The sequence below is a fragment of the Paenibacillus apis genome (assembly GCF_018333295.1).
Classification (GTDB): domain Bacteria; phylum Bacillota; class Bacilli; order Paenibacillales; family Paenibacillaceae; genus Fontibacillus; species Fontibacillus antibioticophila.
In genome coordinates, this window is record NZ_BORS01000009.1 from 1 (window position 1) to 17,427 (window position 17,427).

Here is a 17,427-nt window from a genome sequence, read left to right on the forward strand (position 1 = left end):
TCACAGCTTGCATTTTAAATTCTTCATTGTAGCGCTGACGCTGCTCTCCCATAGCGGACACCTCTTTCATCGTTAAGTATATTATTGGGGTCACTTAACGCTGTGTCCACTTTTTATTCTAGACGCATTCTGCACTATAATTTCCATACGAGCGACCACATCAGCATTTTTAATGACTTTCTGCACTATAATCGCCATACGAGCGACCACATCAGCATTTTTAATGACTTTCTGCACTATAATCGCCGAACGAGCGACCACATCAGCATTTTTAATGACTTTCTGCACTATAATCGCCATACGAGCGACCACATCAGCATTTTTAATGACTTTCTGCACTATAATCGCCATACGAGCGACCACATCAGCATTTTTAATGACTTTCTGCACTATAATCGCCGAACGAGCGACTACATCAGCATTTTTAATGACTTTCTGCACTATAATCGCCAATCGTCACATGAGCTCCCAACGCACGAGTGCCCGGCCGACCAGGGCTAGCCCCTAGATCTTCTCGCGAGCGAGCAAGCGATGATGCCAGTGGCTCTAGTGGCTCTGGGCCTAGTGGCTCTCAGTTGCTCTAGTGGCTCTCAGTGGCCGGCCATAGTCTCTCAGTTGCTCTAGTGGCCCTAGCGGCTCTCAGCGGCCCTAAAGCTGCCGCTAGTTGCCGGATCCAGCCAACTCGCGTGTGTTGGCTTCAAAGGCTGCCAGCAAGGCAGCTTCGCCCTGCAGCCCTGCGGCCTCAACCTTGCTGATCTGCTCCAGCATCCGCTTGTAATCCTTCGGAATAACGCGGACAAAACGCGGCAGCAGCTCGCTCCAGTTGTCCAGCACACGCCGCCCGGCGGCGCTCTCGGTGTAGAGCGTATGGCGGCTGATCAGCGTGCGAAGCTGCTCCACCTCAGCTGGCTCGCTAACCGGCTCAAGCAGCACCATCTCAAGGTTGCACCGCTTCACGAAATCGCCTTGCACATCAAGCACATAGGCGATCCCGCCGGACATCCCGGCCGCAAAGTTACGGCCCGTACCGCCGAGCACTACGACCCGGCCGCCTGTCATGTACTCGCAGCCATGGTCGCCGACGCCCTCCACGACGATGTCCGCGCCGGAGTTCCGGACCGCGAACCGCTCCCCGGCAATACCGCGAATGTACGCTTCCCCGCCGGTCGCACCGTAGAAAGATGTATTACCTACGATGATGTTCTCTTCAGCGGCGAACGTGGCACGCGGTGAAGGCTTCACAATGATCTTGCCGCCCGACAAGCCCTTGCCGGTGTAATCATTGGCATCGCCTTCCACCGTCAGCGACATCCCCTTCGGCACGAAGGCGCCAAAGCTTTGCCCCGCCGATCCCTCGAACCGGAACGCAATCGTATCCTCCGGCAGACCGGCCGCACCGTATTTGCGGGTCACTTCGCTGCCCAGGATCGTCCCTGTCGCCCGGTTCACGTTGCAGATCGGCAGCACAGCATTAACCGCCTCGCCGCGCTCCAGTGCCGGCTCCGCCAGACTCAACAGTGCCGTCACGTCCAGCGTCTCCTCCAGCCCGTGATTCTGCTGGCGTGTGCAATAACGAACGCTGCCTTCCGGCACTTCCGGCATGTGCAGCAGAGCCGTCAGATCCACGCCCTTCTTCTTCCAATGGTCGACTGCCTTGAAGGTGTCCAGGCAGTCCGTCCGCCCGATCATTTCATCCAGGCTGCGGAAGCCGAGCTCTGCCATCCATTCGCGCAGATCCTCTGCCACAAAGGTCATGAAGTTGACCACATGCTGCGGATCTCCGGTGAAATTCTTGCGAAGCTCAGGATTTTGCGTAGCTACCCCTACCGGGCAAGTATCCAATTGGCATACGCGCATCATAATACATCCAACCGCTACAAGCGGCGCTGTGGAGAAGCCATACTCCTCAGCTCCAAGCAGGGCGGCTACGGCGAGGTCGCGTCCCGTAAGCATCTTGCCGTCCGTCTCCAGCACAACCCGGTCGCGCAGGTGATTAAGCATCAGCGTCTGATGCGTCTCGGCCAGCCCAAGCTCCCAAGGAAGCCCCGCGTGGCGGATCGAGCTCTGCGGCGAGGCTCCTGTGCCGCCGTCATAACCGCTGATCAGAATAACATCCGCGCGTCCCTTGGCCACGCCGGCCGCAATCGTGCCAACGCCGGCCTCCGAGACCAGCTTCACATTGATTCTTGCCCGCGGATTCGCATTCTTCAAATCATAAATCAGCTCAGCCAGGTCTTCGATGGAATAAATATCATGATGCGGCGGCGGGGATATCAAGCCTACACCCGGTGTCGATCCGCGAACCTCAGCCACCCAGGGATATACCTTGCGGCCCGGCAGTTGCCCGCCTTCGCCCGGCTTGGCGCCCTGAGCCATCTTGATTTGAATCTCATCCGCATTGACCAGGTAGTTGGAGGTTACGCCGAAGCGTCCGGAAGCAACCTGCTTGATCGCACTGCGGCGCAGATCCCCGTTGGCATCCGGAACATACCGGGCCGGGTCCTCTCCGCCTTCCCCCGTATTGCTCTTACCGCCGATCCGGTTCATTGCGATGGCAATCGTCTCGTGGGCTTCCTTGCTGATCGAGCCAAAGGACATGGCCCCGGTCTTGAAGCGGCGCATAATCGAAGAAGCCGGCTCAACCTCCTCCAGCGGCACCTTCGGTCCTGCCGGTTTCAGCTCCAGCAAAGAACGAAGCGTGAGGAACTTTTCATGTTCTCCCAGCACAAGGCTCGTAAACTTTTTATACGTCCCGTAATCTCCGGTCCGCACAGCCTGCTGAAGCAGGTGAACCGTCTGCGGATTGAACAGATGCTCCTCCCCGTCGCTCCGCCACTGGTACTCTCCAATAGAATCGAGCACCTTATCCCCATCCAGATGGTTGAAGGCACGGCGATGATGGGCCAGCGTCTCGACGGCGACCTCTTCAAGCCCGATACCTCCGATCCGGGACGGTGTCCAGGTAAAGTAACGGTCCACAAACTCCTCGCGCAAGCCAACCGCCTCGAAAATTTGAGCTCCCCGATAGGATTGAATCGTTGAGATCCCCATTTTGGACAAGGTCTTTATGACGCCTTTCGTTGCCGCCTTGATGTAATTGTAAACGGCCTTTTGCAGCGTAACTCCTTGCAGCAAGCCTTGCCGGATCATATCGTCCAGCGTCTCGAAGGCCAGATAAGGATTCACGGCACTCACGCCATACCCAAGCAGCAGGGCAAAGTGGTGCACCTCCCGTGGCTCGCCTGATTCCAGAAGCAAGGCTACCTTTGTCCGCGTCTCCTCATGAATCAAATGGTGATGCAGACACGATACCGCAAGCAGAGCCGGAATGGCCGCATTCTCCGCACCCACCCCGCGGTCAGACAGAATGATTACATTATGTCCCTTCGAGATAACACGGTCAGCAGCCTCACAGAGCGTATCCAGCGCTTCACGCAGTCCTTCTGCACCGCGACCTGCTTCAAACAAAATCGGAATCGTGGCAGCCTTGAAGCCGGGACGGCGGATATGCCGCAGCTTGGCAAAATCCTCATTGGACAGAATCGGAGCTTCCAGACGGATTTGACGGCAGCTCTCAGGCTCTGGCTTCAACAGGTTCCGCTCCGCCCCGATCATGGTCGCCGTCGAGGTAACCAGCTCTTCGCGGATCGCATCAATCGGCGGATTCGTGACTTGCGCAAACATCTGTTTGAAATAGTTATACAGCCGCTGGGGCTGCTCCGAGAGCACGGCCAACGGAGCGTCGTAGCCCATCGAGACAATGCCTTCCGAGCCCGTAAGCGCCATCGGTTCAAACACCTTGCGCAGATCCTCAAAGGTATAGCCAAAGGCCATTTGCCTCTGTGAAATATCGTCGCCGCGTTCGTCCGGAAGCTCTGGGGCTTCAGGCAAATCCTCAAGCGACAGCATATGCTCGTTCAGCCACTCCTGATACGGGTTCTCCTTGGCGATCGAGGCCTTGACCTCTTCGTCGGAGATGATCCGCCCCTCCTTGGTATCCACCAGCAGCATCCGTCCCGGACGAAGACGATCCTTGTACAGGACCTCCTCCGCAGGGATATCCAGTACCCCTACCTCCGACGACAACACAATCAAATCGTTCTTTGTCACGTAATACCGGGAGGGACGCAGACCGTTGCGGTCCAGAATGGCGCCAATCTGCACACCGTCGGTGAAGCCCATGGCTGCCGGTCCATCCCACGGCTCCATCAATGTACTGTGGTATTCATAGAACGCCTTTTTATCCTCATCCATCTCCGCGTGATTGCTCCAAGGTTCAGGCACCATCATCATGGCTACATGCGGCAACGAACGTCCGCTCAAGTAGAGGAACTCGAAGGTATTATCAAACATCGCTGTATCCGATCCATCCGGATTGATAACAGGCTTTACCTTTTCCAGATCGCCTCCAAAGGTTTCCGTCTCGAACAAGGACTGGCGTGCTCGCATCCAGTTGACGTTGCCCCGAAGGGTGTTAATCTCGCCGTTATGAATCATGAAGCGGTAGGGGTGGGCGCGTTCCCAGCTTGGAAAAGTATTCGTGCTGAACCGGGAGTGCACCATCGCAATGGCTGATTCAAGCAGTTCATTGTTCAGATCCAGGTAAAACTGCCCTACTTGTTCGGTTGTAAGCATTCCCTTGTAGACAACTTTGCGGCAGGACAGACTGGATACATAGAAGGCATCTCCTTCCTTCAGACCGCTATAACGTATCGCCTGCTCGGCACGACGCCGGATGACATACAGCTTCCGCTCGAAATCCAGCTCCGAGCCTATACCAGCACTGCGCTCAATAAATACTTGCCGGACGAACGGCTTTGCCTCACGGGCGGATTTGCCAAGCATATGATCTTCTGTCGGCACCGTACGGAAACCGATCAGACGCTGTCCTTCCTCTTCGATAATTCGTGCAAGCTCACGTTCTTGTTGCTGCCGTACTTCTTCGTCCTGAGGCAGAAACAGCATCCCTACCCCGTAATAGCCGGGGGCGGGCAATGGATAGCCCAGCTTCTCGGCTTCTGATTGCAGAAATCGGTGAGGGATTTGCAGTAAAATACCTGCGCCGTCACCGGAATTCGGCTCACTGCCCTGACCGCCGCGATGTTCCATATTGGCCAGCATGGTAAGCGCCTGAGCAACGATATCATGCGATGACTTGCCTTTAATATGAGCAACGAAGCCCATGCCGCAAGCATCCTTTTCAAATGCGGGATCGTAGAGTCCTTGCTTTGGTGGTATAACGGTATGTTTCATGATCAGCGCAACCTTTCTATAGATAAAATATCCTAAATAAACGACAGGTAATGTTAGTATTTTTATTCTAACGGAAAATGGTTGCGGTGTTTTTGCACTATCTTCTCTTTCTTTTGCACTAAACTTGATTTTTTTCAGGATTTTATTGGCGATTAGGGACAAAAATCCTTATAAATGACAAAAGTCCGTCCCCCGGAAGCCTCCGGGGAAACGGACTCAGTTCAGGACATGCGATGCGGACTATGCCTGCAGAGCCATATCCACATTTGTACTTTCACGCCGATCCTCATTCTTGCTATGGGTCAGGAAGTAGACCAACGTAATGGCTAGGAAGCAGAATGCATACATACACAAAATTCCTGCTTGCTGCCATACACTGCCCATGTCTCCAATGGAAATAACGGCCTTATAGCCTTTGACACTATATGTCATTGGCAGTAATGGATTGAATACCTTCATCCAGTTCGGAATCAGCTCCAGCGGGAAGGTACCGGCCGATGTGGTCAGTTGGAAGATCAGCATCAGGATGGCCAGGAAGCGGCCAGGATTATCCAACCAGGTAACCAAAGCCTGGATAATAAACATATAGCTTAGACTGGTAATGAAGCTGAACAGATAAAATAACGGGATGTTCGTTACCTCAAGTCCCAGGCCATACAGGGCCAGTGCAGCAGCCAGCAAGGACTGCACCAGACTCATGCCCGTAAAGGAAAAGGTACGGCTAACGAACCGATTCCACCCGCTCGCCCCAGCTACCGTTGAAGCGCGCAGCGGAACAACCAGCGTAGAGATCAAAGCTCCCACGAATAACCCCAAGGACAAGAAGTAAGGGGCAAAGCCGGTGCCATAGTTAGGCACCTCGCTAACCTTCTCTTCTTGAATCGTAATCGGCTCAGCATACATATTCACCAGCGCATCCGATTTCTTGACGCTGGAGGTCTGATCTGCCGCATCATTCAGCTTAGCAGCCAATTCTTCCGATCCCTCAGCCAGCTGATCCATGCCGCTCTTGATCTCTCCGGCTCCGGCATCCAATTGCTTGGAGCCGTTAGCCAAGGTCGATACACCGCCTGACAGCTGCCCCATACCTCCTGCAATCTGCCCGGCGCCCGCACTCAGCTTGCTCGCGCCTTGCGCCAGCACATTACTGCCTGCAGCAGCTTCAGTCAGCTTGCTGTCAAACAGGCTCATCCCATCAACCAATTGAGTCTGACCTGCCGTGAGCTGACTTGCGCCTTGTACTAGCTGCTGTTGCCCTTGTACAAGCTGTTCACTGCCTTGTAGTAATTGCTGCCCTGCAGCGTGCAGCTCCTGTCCGCCAGAGAGCAGCTGTGCCTGGCCTTGGGCAAGCTGGGTACTGCCCTGAGCTACCGCTTTGCTGGCAGTTACCAGCTGTTGCACCATCGGATTCTTAGCCAGCTCCGGATTTGCCTGCACCAGTTGCTCCAGTCCCTGAGCAACTCCTTGTGCGCCTTCAGCCACCTTATTGCTTCCTTCTACTGAGGATTGCAATCCGGCAACCAGTGAGGCACTGCCTGCCTCTGCAGCTGTAAGTCCGGAGTGAAGCTGCTCTGCACCTTGTGCGGAAGCCTTAAGTCCCTGCTCCAATTGAGCGCCGCCCTGCTGTGCCTTTGCAGCCCCATCCGCCAATTGCTTATGAGCCGTGGACAGTTGCTGGAGGCCGCTGTTCAGGGAAGCCGCTCCTGTACTCAGCTCTGTTGCCCCTTGATTCAGGCTGGAGGCTCCTTGCTGAAGCGGGGAGATCCCCTGGCTCAGCTGTGCTGTTCCCTCTGCGAGCTTTGCCAGATTCTTCTTCAGCTTCTCGGCGCCGTCGTCCAGCTTGACTGCCCCTTCGTTGATCTTGGACGCACCGCTGCCTGCCTCGCCTAGGCCACCGGAAATTTGCTCCACCTGATCCAGCAAGGTCTCTGTATATGCCTCCGTAACCTTGGCGGATACCTTGGATTTGATCTCCTTCACTGCGGTGCCGCCAATCTGTGCTGCCAGGAAATTGTAGCCTTCATTCGGCTCATACAGCAATTCGGCCGGCTGCGGATTCTCATCCATCAGCGTCGTTGCCTGTGATGAGAAGTTATCCGGAATGACGATGGTCATATAGTATTTATTGGACCTCATCCCCTCTTCCGCTTGCTCGCGAGTCACAAAGTCCCAGGCAAAATCATTCCCCTTCCTGAGCTCATCTACCAGTTCATCGCCAACCTGCAGCGATTGCCCGTCGAACTCAGCGCCTGCATCCTCATTGACAACGGCTACCGGAATCTCATTCATCTTGCCATAGGGATCCCAAAATGCCTTCAGGAACATTCCGCTATACAGTACGGGAATAAATAGGACGACAATGATCGGTATAATGACCTTCGGTTTCTTGAAGGAATTGACCATGTCTTGAAAAAATACTGAGACTGACTTCATGTTGATCTTCTCTCCTTAGTATTGCTCTCTCTAATTTACTAACTATATAAGTTTGAACTAATGATTGTAATCGGGGTCTGCATGTGAAATATGCTCACAATGACTTCTCCGGAGACAAGCCGCCTGCAACAAATCGCTGAACGAATTCTTTAATCTGCTCCTTGCTTAGCGGCTCATGGATTTTGTTCCAATCGGAAGTGAGGGCAATATACAGCTTCATCAGGACAAAGGATACCACCTTGGGGTCCAGCCCTGATACTTCGTTGCGCTGCATCGCCCGCGTCACCTGCTTCTCGAGATAATCCAGAATGGCATGCTCGATCGTCTCAAGACCTTCACGCGCCTTGGGTGTCCCGAAATCACGGACCTCCTGGAACAACTTGATCAGCAGATTGTGCTGAGCCCGATATTCCAGCAATTTATCGACCGTATGGTACAGGTTATCGAAGAAGGTTCGGTCATCCCGCAACTCTTCCTCTGCGATCCGCCGCATATCCAGAATGACAGAGCGAAGAATCTCATCGAACAGCTCTTCCTTATTCGTAAAAAAAGTGTAGATTGTCCCTTTGGCGACATTTGCGATTTTGGCGACCTGGTCCATCGTCGTCGCTTTATATCCGAATAATGCGAACGATTTCTCAGCAGCTTCAACGACCAGTCTCCTTCGATCTACTACAGCCATAATCGGCACCTCCCAATCAAGATAAAACATCAAAATGACTAAAAATCAATTTTGGTCATTTGGTCATAAATCACTTTAACACGCCTATATCTCATTTGCAAGTGGTATTTCATGCAAGTTTCATTTCAGTTTTCACTCGTGATCAGCCTTTGCTTAATCCCCGACTTTAGTCCAGCCTGTGACCCGCCCGCAGACTCTGTACCATTTCCCAACAAAAAAATAAACTGGAAATGCGGATGATTCCTTACTCCGCAAATCCAGTTTGAATGATGCAGGTGATATCTATGCTTAAGAAGCAAACCGTGCTGATCCTTTCGGAAGGCTTTGGCTGCGGACATACGCAAGCCGCTCATGCACTTGCCGCCGGCTTGGAAATAACGGATTCGCGCATTCAGGCAAGGGTGCTTGAACTGGGTTCCTTCCTAAACCCAAGAATCGCACCGATGATTCATGCAGCATATCGGACTGCGATCTCTACTAACCCCGGAATGATCGGCAAGCTATATCGCAATCAGTATGAGAAACCGCTGGGCGGATTTTCTGTATTAGCCCTACATAAATTATTTTACAGCCAGGCCTACCAGACCATCCAAGAGCTGAAGCCGGATTTCATTATATGTACCCATCCGATTCCATGTGCGATCGTCTCACGCTTGAAGGAGTCCGGGCTGGAGATCCCGATGTACACTTTGATTACAGATTATGATGCCCACTCCTCCTGGATTCATCCCGGCGTCGATTGTTATTTTGTCTCCACGCCGGAAGTCCGGAGCCTGCTTATGCAGCGCGGAGTACGTAGTGAAGCCATTCAGGTGACAGGCATCCCCGTACACCCCGATTTTTGGACCAAGCAAGATAAGGGTCTGGTCCGGAGTCAACTGGAATTGGCAGATCTGCCTACGGTAATGATGATGGGAGGGGGCTGGGGGCTGCTGTATAACGAGGCATTAATCAAGACCATCTCCGCTTGGAGGGAGCACGTTCAGTTTATCTGCTGCACCGGCAGCAATGACAAATTAGCCGCAAGGCTGAACCGTCTTACGGAGCTGCAGCATCCCCATATTCGGGTGCTTGGCTTCACCACAGAAATCAGTAAGTGGATGGATGCCTCCGATCTGCTGGTGACCAAGGCGGGAGGTATGACCTGCACCGAGAGCATGGCTAAAAGATTACCCATGTTGTTCTATGACTCCATCCCGGGACAAGAGCTGAAGAACCAGGAGTATTTTGTCAAAAACGGTTATGGTCTTGCCTTGTCCTCCACGGATTTGCTGGATCAGTTGCTCGCTCAGGCCTGCTTTGGAGCACGTCAAGAAGGCGGCAGTCCTATGGCGGAAATCTGCAAATTCACCTCCCGCAGTACGATGCCTTCCCCGTATCGCCCGGATCTTTGCATCAGGCAAATTGCAGGCATTCTAATGCCCGGGACGCAGGAACTGAGCCTCAGTCAGGCTTATTTATAGAAGGTATGGTTACCGATGGCTTTTGCTTCATCCTTGGTTTTGGCGATCGTCAGATCGCTAGCCAGCTTCAAGGACAGGAAATAATACGTATCGTCGGTAACTTCCTTTCTACCGTTCAACGCTTCATTAACCGCTGCAATTGTCTCCTCATCCGCTGTAACTCTTTTCAGTCTTCCATTATGAACCGGACTGAATTGAGATTTTTGATAGATTACTTCTTTGATAGTGTCGGGGAAATTAGCTGACCGTAGCCGGTTCAAAATTACGTTTGTAACCGCAATCTTGCCCTCGTACGGCTCTGCCTCTGCCTCTGCCATGACGATTTTCTGCAGCAGCAGCAGTTCTTCATCAACCAGAGCGTAGCTCCATTGAGCATCCTTCTGCTCAGCTGGACTCAGCAGCTCGGTTCGGGTGAAGAATAATTTGTCGGGGGGACCTGCAGGCTGAGATATCTCTTCGCCATTCTGCAGGGATTTGTTATTATTTTGTTGCAGCAATATTCGTTCCCTGTTCATTTCCTCGAGCATGACACAATGACTGATCCCTATCTCCTCCTCTGTTATCCCCTTCAGTTCAAGGGTAATCAGATGAGGCATAAAGGACAACGCGTGCTCCGCACTGCTATCTCCTTGCATAGGCCTCTCTACTAATAGACTTGGTTCTTCTTTGGCTGGCAGAGCCTGCAGACTTGCAGGAACTAAAATATGAACCGAGCCGGACTCCAAAGTCCTTTCCTTTTCCGGCACAGCTTCATCTTCTCCCAGCAAGCAGATGGATCCTGCTCCTACCAATATCACGCCAAGTAATAAAGCGACATAAGAATTTTGTCGAAAAATTTGCATTTCAAACTAGACCTCCTACAACTATCCTATATCTTTCTATCTCTCTTTTTTATGTAACCGCAATATTAACTTTTGAATACTTCATCCAAGAAGTTAACTATTCTGTTTTACATTCTTCTTACCCATCATGTCAAGTTCGTGGATAATATAATCATTGTTCGATTTTTCGACACAGAACCTTAATATAGTCCATTTTGCTCATATCACATCCTATATATAATGATGCATGTAGCATTTAGTACCATATCTTATATGACTGGGGATAGTCCACATGGGATTTGCTAGAAAAATAACATCAGGAATCATTGCCGTTCTAATATTAGTCAGCGTACTAATCGGCTTTTTCAGCTACAAGACGGCTTATCGTCAAGTTGAAGAGTCAGTCGGTATTGAGACTGTCGGTTGTGCGAATATTACAACCGGTCTCGTTGATCCGGCCGTCATTGCCGGCCTTGCCCAAGGAGACAACAGCGGACTTGCGGCTCTGGAAGAGCGGCTTAACTGGACGGTGGATCATAAGTCACTGTTCAAGGAAGTATTCATCATGTCGCTTGATGGGACAATCCTTGCCGCCGACCAGAATCTGAAATCCCGCGGTTATCAAGCCGGGGATGCTTTTTATTTTAATGAAGCAGATCGCGAGGCCATTCAGAGCACCAAGCATTCCGTATACACCAAAATCTACTCCTTCGAAGGTGCCGATCTTCTCAGCGGATACGGTCCAATCTACCAGGATCATGATCATACGAAGGAAATTGTAGGCCTCATGGTAATTAACTTTGACGCATCGATCATTCAGGAACGAACCTGGGAGATCATTGCCTTGCCGTTTGCCATTGGCGGCGGAGTATTTTTGCTGGCGATCATCGTCACCTACATATTTATCCACCGCATGGTTCGTCCATTGGAGAAGCTGTCGCTCAGCGTCAATCGGGTTGCCGAAGGCGATCTGTCTCTGAATGAGCCGCCGCTCGCAAGCAAGGATGAGATCGGTAAATTATCAAGGGATTTCGCCCATATGACCTCTAACCTTCGCCAGCTTATTTCAGAAGTTAATGAGACCTCGATGCAGGTCGCTGCTTCCTCGGAGCAGCTGTCTGCCAGTGCTGAAGAGACCGGACAAGCCGGAGAGCAGACGGTACATATTATTCAAGATTTGGCGGACGGCGCAGAGACTCAGCTTCAGAGTCTGGAGAAGAGCTCTTCAGCGCTCCAGGGAATGTCCAATTTCATTGAACGGATTGTAAGCAAGGTCGACAGTGTCTCCAATGAAGCTAATGTATCTGCCCTAGCCTCCAAGGAGGGCGCTACCTCCATGCAGCTTGGCGTCACCCAAATGAATAAAATCGATCACAAGATTACAACACTGGCCTCCAGCATCGATAAGCTCAGCGGCCATTCCAAGGAAATTCAAAGCATTGTTGATGTGATTACCGGGATCGCCGCAGAGACGAACCTGCTTGCCCTGAACGCCGCAATTGAAGCAGCTCGGGCCGGAGAAGAGGGTAAGGGCTTTGCGGTCGTTGCGAACTCCGTCCGCAAGCTCGCGGAACGCTCTGCTTCCTCTTCCTATCAGGTCAGTGAACTGATTAACCTGATTATTCAGCAAATGGAAGCTACTACAGAAACAATGAGTGAAGCTACCCGGGAAGTGAAGCTCGGAACCGATTTAGTCGACAAGGCTGGAAGCTCATTCGAGGTGATCTATCAATCCAACCAATCCTCTGCAACCGCAGTAGAAGAGGTACGTCAAACCGTCCATCAGTTGTCACAGAATGCCCAGCTTCTGGTTCAGTCTATGGAGCAGCTCGTTCATTTCGCCAATGCTACCGTAGACGGGACTCAGACGATTTCCGCTGCTTCCCAAGAGCAGCTGGCAGCCATGCAGGAAGTGGATACTTCGGCGAACTTCCTGTCCGGCTTGTCCGAGAAGCTTCATACCCTGATCGAGCGGTTCAAGCTGTCCTGAACATAGAGAAACGCCCCGCAAACGGTACTACTGCCGATTGCGGGGCGTGGAATATGCGGCTAGCGTTCCGAATCATTATTTGCCCAAGTATGCACTCAGCATCCAGTTATGCTTCTCAATTGAAGTCAGAATGCCGAGCAAAAGATCGCCAGAAGCTTCATCTTGAGCTTCCTCCGCAGCATTCATTCCTTCCTTCAGTTCATTAGCAAGCTTCTTGAAATCATCGATGACGGCACTTACCATCGCTTGCGGAGATTCTCCACCCACTGCTTCGGCAACAGTCGCAATCGAAAGCGATTCGCGAAGTGTCGCTACAGGCTTGCCGCCAATGGCGAGCAGACGTTCAGCGATTTCATCGATGTAGCCTGCCGCTTCATTATAGAGCTCTTCGAACTTTTCATGAAGGGTGAAGAAGCTTCCTCCGGTTACATACCAATGAAAATTGTGGAGCTTTGTATACATTACCGTCCAGTTAGCAATCTGAAGATTCAGATGTCTCTCCAACGCTACTTCGTTTTGAGTCAAGCTTTGATTGGTCATGATTAATATCCTCCATTCATGTTTTCATTTTCAACAGCTCTTTAAGTGAATCATTTCTTTAAATTTAGACTAATTCTAAATCCTGTATTTATCTTATCACTTTGTTTTTGAAAGTGCAATCTTTAAAAGATGAACATCCTATGAAGAAGGGTTGTCCGCTGGATCTTCAATAATGAAGTCTGCTCCTGTTGGGCAGCCCCTATTCATATTCACAGATATTTCCCACATAGCATAGCAAAAAAAATACCGCAGGGCTGCGGCATACATAAATTGGACTGATAACGTATCCTTAATCTCGAATCTGGATTTTTAGCTGCTCCAAACTACGCTCCAGTTGACGTATACCGTCTTCAACCACTCTTCGGTCCACCGATTGTGTCGGGTCGAGCGCTGGCTTGCGCATGGCATTCGCCTTCTTCTCTTCTTCCCAGGAGGCTTGGCGACGCTGAATTTCTTTATATTTATCCAGCAGATCGGTTATGATATCGTAAAAACGCTCATAGTCCACGATCACATCATCAAGAAAGCGGTCGACCTCTTCCTTCTCATAGCCCCTCATCTTCACATCAAAGTCTTTCTCATGAATCGTCAATGCATTTAATTTAATTCCAAGCTGTTTGAACAAGCCTTTCTGATCTTCCAGCTTGCGTGCATAATCATCCTGCATATATATCCCTCCGTACCCAATGCATGTGGTTCCTTGATTCCTTATATAATGTACCATAAATACGCCGGATTATCGATGTTATGACCTTGCGTTCGACTTGAGTGTTCGACAACTTTCCCAAATGTTCTTATAATAGAGCTAGCTAAAAAACTTGCTTGTGGTGGTGACTAATCATTTTATACTTATACTCGTTCTTGCTATCGTTCCTGATTGTGTACTTACTTATCCCGCCGCTTGGCAAACTTGCCTTCCGCTTGGACTTTGTAGACAAGCCTCGCGAGGATGTCGAGCGCAAGCTGCATCGCAAGCCGATTCCGCTGACTGCCAGTTATGCCATCTTTATCGGCTTCTTTTCATCCTATTTGCTGCTGACAAGAGACTTCTCCTATGAGACCGGAGCATTGTTCTTGGGAGGAGTGTTATTGCTCGCCATTGGAACTGTGGATGATTGGTACAAGACCAAGGGCAAGGACTTTCCCGCTCTCCCGAAGTTTGCCGTTCAAGTCTCGGCTGCGATACTGGTATTCTTCTCGGGGATTTCTTTTACGGGCTTCGTAAATCCATTTAGCGGCGACTATGTCCTGCTTCCGATCTGGCTGCAATTCATACTGACCATTCTCTGGATCTTCGGAGTAACTACGGTCATTAATTTCTCGGACGGCCTGGACGGCCTCGCCGGCGGCTTATCGGCGATCTCCGCGGCTACCTTGTTTATAGTCGCCTTAACCAAGGGACAAACGACATCTGCAATGCTGTCCATTACGCTAATCGGTGCGGCGCTTGCCTATTTACGTTACAACAAACCGCCTGCGAAAATATTTATGGGCGATGCCGGGGCAACCTTCCTGGGCTTTATCCTTGCCGTAATTGCTCTGGATGGCGCCTTCAAGCAGGCCACCGTCTTGTCGTTATTCATTCCTGTCCTTGCACTCGGAGTTCCGATTTTTGATAATTTATTTGTCGTAATCCGGCGCTTCCTGCAAGGGAAAGCCATCTATGAAGCAGATGCAAGTCAGGTCCACTATCGCCTGCTTCGAGCAGGCTTAAGCGGCAAGCAGGCTGTCATGTTCCTCTATCTGATCAGCACCTGTCTGGGTCTCTCTTCAATCATACTTCTACTCCTGCAAGGATGATCAGGTCTTAGGACGGCGCATCGTAGAGAAAACAGGATGTCCCCAACCAGCAGAAGAACTGCTTCGGGACATCCTGTCTTTATTTCGGTCAGGATTTGTTTGTCTCTTGCACGGGCTGGACTTCCTGCGATTTCTGTTCATCCTCATCTCCGCGTGCACCCTTCTTGAATTCCTTAAGCATTGTTCCAAAGCTTCGCCCCAATTCCGGAAGCTTGCTCGGTCCAAATAACAGCAATGCGGCAATAATCAGTAACAGTAAGTGAGTAGGTCGCAACAAATTTTCAAGCACGTTTGTCACCTCTTCGCCATATTTTTGTTAAAATTATACTACACTATTCAGATAACGTCGACAAGAAACCAATTCCTGCTTCTGGGCATATGCTGTGGCATCAAGCTTGCAAAGGAGCGAAATACATGGATATGCTCAGCCTGTTGGCTGCCATTATTATCGGATTGGCTTCTAACCTGGATAATGCAGGAGTCGGAATTGCTTATGGAGTTCGAAAAATACACATCCCCTGGTTCTCCAACCTAATGATTGCTCTCATTTCTTTCCTCGCGACATTACTGTCTGGTATGTTTGGAAATTGGCTAGCTATATGGATCCATCCCTGGATTGGTCAATGGATCGGAACCATTGTCATTGTCTCCGTCGGAGTCTGGGTATTGCTTCAGCCCTATGTGGAGAAGAAGCAGGCCATGAGAGAGCAGGATGCCTCTGTGTTAACCCGGCTGCTCCGCAACCCTGAGGAGGCCGACCGAGACAGTTCAAAGACATTAAGCCTCGGAGAGTCTGTTCTGCTTGGCCTAGCACTTGCAATGAACGCGCTTGCCGGCGGATTCAATGCAGGCATCACTCATCTGAACATCTGGCTCACTTCATTATTTGTCGGCGTATTCAGCTATCTTCTGCTTGCCTTTTGTGCCGGACTGGGAGAGAAATATGCGGCCGATAAATTAGGAAGCCGAGCAACCATCGTCTCCGGATTACTCCTTATTCTTATAGGTATTCATCAAATCCTTTGAGCCCGCCAGGAGATTGTTCCTGCAGGCTCTTTTCTTCTATGAATCTGGGGCAGGGATACAAATTTAAGTTTTAACGGAATTCATGGTATTCTATTCTTACACCTATAGATTTCCAGACTGGCCAATTTAGAGAGGAGGTTCATATCTTGAAATGGCTTTCAAACTATGAAAAAGAGCTTGACCTGGCCTTCTCCGAAGCTGAGTCAATTCTGTATCAGCTTCCCGTTCCTTTTAGCAAGCAGGCTGTAGATTATTTAGACAAATTCCATGCGCTGAAGGAGCATCGTTCCAAGAATTACATATGCTACTTACTTCCGTTCTGGCTTCAGTCTTATGCCGGAATTGATCGGGAGACATGCCGCCGTATCGCGGTAGCTAACTTATTCAAGATGATGTATTTTCATTTAGTTGATGCCTGCATGGATGATCCGGATACAGACGTATCGCAGCAGCTGACACTGGCAGAATTCATTCACATTGAATTCATTAGTGCTTATCAAGAATGTCTGAAGGATCGGGCACCCTTTTGGGTCTACTATAAAAAGTATGTCTCCGAATGGGCTGCTGCTGTATCCACCGAGAAAGTTGCAGACTTTTACTATGAGAATCCGGTGCGATTGGGGCATAAAGCAGCACCGGTTAAGTTGAGCGTGGCTGCCTCCATGATTCTTGGCGGGCGCGAGCAAGAGATTGACATGTTTGAGTCAGCCGTTGACACGGCCTTGGTGACGCTTCAGCTTCTGGATGATTGGGAGGACTGGGAAAAAGACCTTGAGCAAGGCAGCTATAATTCCCTGGTCTCTGTCGTACAAGCCCAACTAAACCTCCCCTCAGGAACACGCCCTTCTCCGGAGGAGATCAGAGAAGGCATGATGGTCCACGATGTATTAAGCGAGCTGTCAGCCCTGGCCAATCGCAACCACGAATCGCTCGAAGCCATCAAGAACCTGGCGCCGGATCTCTATCACTTTCACCATGATCTGGTCAGGAACCTCAATGAAGGGGCGCAGGAGGTCATAAATAACAGACGTATGCTGCTCAATGGGGGACTCGGGTACTGGCTCGCAAAAAACATCTAATATTGCTAGATTAGTGGGTATTATGGTATACTTAATAGGAAAATATAACCATTTTAATGGAAAGGGTGATCTTATGACAACAAGTGCTCTTCAATCACAAGTTATTGAAAAGGCGTGGCAAGATCCTAGTTTTAAGGCAAAGCTTCTTGCAAATCCTAGAGAAGCAATCCAAGAGGCACTGGGAATAGCTCTACCAGAACACATTAAGATTAAAGCTGTTGAAGAGAATTCTGACGAATTCTACGTCGTTTTACCGCCAAGCCCTTCCAAAGCGATTAAATCCGACATCAAACCGCAATTTATCTGGGGTAACTAGAATTAAGGGAGCAGGGATACAGGA

Annotated in this window: 14 protein-coding genes; 6 read left to right on the forward strand and 8 right to left on the reverse strand. The window is 50.6% G+C overall.

Features of this window, described 5'->3' with window-relative positions; translation table 11 throughout:
• Nucleotides 1–90: 90 nt before the first annotated feature.
• The 4 genes from KI362_RS13795 to KI362_RS13810 all read right to left on the reverse strand — a co-directional run bounded on the left by KI362_RS13795 (nt 91) and on the right by KI362_RS13810 (nt 8,368).
• Nucleotides 91–453, reverse strand: coding sequence for a hypothetical protein (locus KI362_RS13795; RefSeq protein WP_301627800.1), 363 nt, complete (start codon nt 451–453; stop codon nt 91–93).
• 207 nt (nt 454–660) lie between these two features.
• The gene (gltB, locus tag KI362_RS13800) at nt 661–5,253 is read right to left on the reverse strand and encodes a glutamate synthase large subunit (RefSeq protein WP_301627801.1); all 4,593 of its coding nucleotides are present in this window, start codon (nt 5,251–5,253) and stop codon (nt 661–663) included.
• Nucleotides 5,254–5,493: 240 nt separating this feature from the next.
• Complete coding sequence (locus KI362_RS13805) at nt 5,494–7,686, reverse strand: YhgE/Pip family protein (RefSeq protein WP_301627802.1); 2,193 nt, start codon at nt 7,684–7,686, stop codon at nt 5,494–5,496.
• A gap of 94 nt (nt 7,687–7,780) precedes the next feature.
• Complete coding sequence (locus KI362_RS13810; protein WP_212938775.1) at nt 7,781–8,368, reverse strand: TetR/AcrR family transcriptional regulator; 588 nt, start codon at nt 8,366–8,368, stop codon at nt 7,781–7,783.
• A gap of 266 nt (nt 8,369–8,634) precedes the next feature.
• Between KI362_RS13810 and KI362_RS13815 the strand changes: the two genes are divergently transcribed.
• Nucleotides 8,635–9,831, forward strand: a complete 1,197-nt coding sequence (locus KI362_RS13815) for an MGDG synthase family glycosyltransferase (protein WP_301627806.1) — start codon at nt 8,635–8,637, stop codon at nt 9,829–9,831.
• Here KI362_RS13815 and KI362_RS13820 read toward each other — a convergent pair.
• Nucleotides 9,822–10,673, reverse strand: coding sequence for a cell wall hydrolase (locus KI362_RS13820; RefSeq protein ID WP_301627808.1), 852 nt, complete (start codon nt 10,671–10,673; stop codon nt 9,822–9,824). The two genes, KI362_RS13815 and KI362_RS13820, sit on opposite strands and share 10 nt — an antisense overlap.
• Before the next feature lie 271 nt (nt 10,674–10,944).
• On the opposite strand from KI362_RS13820, the gene KI362_RS13825 reads away from it, so the two are divergent.
• Complete coding sequence (locus KI362_RS13825; protein ID WP_301627809.1) at nt 10,945–12,642, forward strand: methyl-accepting chemotaxis protein; 1,698 nt, start codon at nt 10,945–10,947, stop codon at nt 12,640–12,642.
• A 75-nt stretch (nt 12,643–12,717) separates the two neighbouring features.
• Here KI362_RS13825 and KI362_RS13830 read toward each other — a convergent pair whose 3' ends face one another.
• Both KI362_RS13830 and KI362_RS13835 read right to left on the reverse strand, forming a co-directional pair.
• On the reverse strand, nt 12,718–13,182 hold the full coding sequence (locus tag KI362_RS13830) for a Dps family protein (protein WP_301627811.1): 465 nt from the start codon (nt 13,180–13,182) through the stop codon (nt 12,718–12,720).
• Between the two features lie 289 nt (nt 13,183–13,471).
• Nucleotides 13,472–13,849: a DivIVA domain-containing protein gene (locus KI362_RS13835; protein ID WP_301627813.1), complete on the reverse strand. Its 378-nt coding sequence runs from the start codon at nt 13,847–13,849 to the stop codon at nt 13,472–13,474.
• Between the two features lie 194 nt (nt 13,850–14,043).
• Between KI362_RS13835 and KI362_RS13840 the strand changes: the two genes are divergently transcribed.
• Complete coding sequence (locus tag KI362_RS13840) at nt 14,044–14,982, forward strand: MraY family glycosyltransferase (protein ID WP_374705665.1); 939 nt, start codon at nt 14,044–14,046, stop codon at nt 14,980–14,982.
• An 88-nt stretch (nt 14,983–15,070) separates the two neighbouring features.
• Here KI362_RS13840 and tatA read toward each other — a convergent pair whose 3' ends face one another.
• Nucleotides 15,071–15,271, reverse strand: a complete 201-nt coding sequence (tatA, locus tag KI362_RS13845) for a twin-arginine translocase TatA/TatE family subunit (protein ID WP_301627814.1) — start codon at nt 15,269–15,271, stop codon at nt 15,071–15,073.
• An 89-nt stretch (nt 15,272–15,360) separates the two neighbouring features.
• Between tatA and ytaF the strand changes: the two genes are divergently transcribed.
• The 3 genes from ytaF to KI362_RS13860 all read left to right on the forward strand — a co-directional run bounded on the left by ytaF (nt 15,361) and on the right by KI362_RS13860 (nt 17,403).
• Nucleotides 15,361–16,008 carry a sporulation membrane protein YtaF gene (gene ytaF / locus KI362_RS13850; RefSeq protein WP_374705666.1) on the forward strand — a complete coding sequence of 216 codons (648 nt, stop codon included), beginning with the start codon at nt 15,361–15,363 and terminating at the stop codon, nt 16,006–16,008.
• 146 nt (nt 16,009–16,154) lie between these two features.
• Complete coding sequence (locus KI362_RS13855) at nt 16,155–17,087, forward strand: hypothetical protein (RefSeq protein ID WP_301627818.1); 933 nt, start codon at nt 16,155–16,157, stop codon at nt 17,085–17,087.
• Complete coding sequence (locus KI362_RS13860) at nt 17,050–17,403, forward strand: NHLP leader peptide family RiPP precursor (protein WP_306432839.1); 354 nt, start codon at nt 17,050–17,052, stop codon at nt 17,401–17,403. The genes KI362_RS13855 and KI362_RS13860 overlap by 38 nt, the downstream gene beginning before the upstream one ends.
• Nucleotides 17,404–17,427: the final 24 nt, after the last annotated feature.